This window comes from Acidovorax sp. ST3, assembly GCF_003231145.1.
Lineage (GTDB): Bacteria > Pseudomonadota > Gammaproteobacteria > Burkholderiales > Burkholderiaceae_C > Acidovorax.
Genome location: NZ_QKVP01000158.1, coordinates 1 through 502, shown reverse-complemented (window position 1 = coordinate 502; position 502 = coordinate 1). Strand labels below are relative to the sequence as shown.

At 58.6% G+C, this 502-nt stretch carries 1 protein-coding gene; it reads right to left on the bottom strand.

Annotated features, from left to right (window positions below):
* On the bottom strand, nucleotides 1–380 hold a 380-nt coding region (locus DNK89_RS24105; protein ID WP_153064366.1), incomplete at its 3' end, for a TetR family transcriptional regulator.
* Nucleotides 381–502: the final 122 nt, after the last annotated feature.

The window sequence follows — 502 nt, the reverse complement described above, 5'->3', positions numbered from 1 at the left end:
AGCTTCAGGATATGGGTCAGCCGCTCCGGTGCGAGGCTGCGTAGTTCCATGTTGGAGACATGCGTCGATGATCGGCGCTCGATGTGGAAGGCAATATGGTTTTCGACATAAGCCGCGAGACGCACCGCCGGGCTGGCTGTGTCAGGGCGAGCGACCTGCCACGCCGCCAGCAGTCCCGCCATATGATCCTGCATCAGTGTGTAGAGCAGGTCTTCCTTGGTCGGGAAATAGCGATAAAGCGCGGCAGCCTGCACGCCCACTTCCGCAGCCAGCTGGCGCATTGAAACCGCCTCGTAGCCATGACGCGCGATCAGCAGCAGCGCCGCGTCGCGGATCGCCGCTTCCGTCCGTTCGCCGTCCGAACCTGTCGTTCTGGCCATTGTCCTCTCTCCGCGAAGATAGGAATAAAACGAACGTTCAATTAATTCAAGTGCGGAAGGTTTCAATTCACGAGGGTTCGACGAAAGAAAATGTCAATGGTCCAGCGGATGGTGCCTGAGAC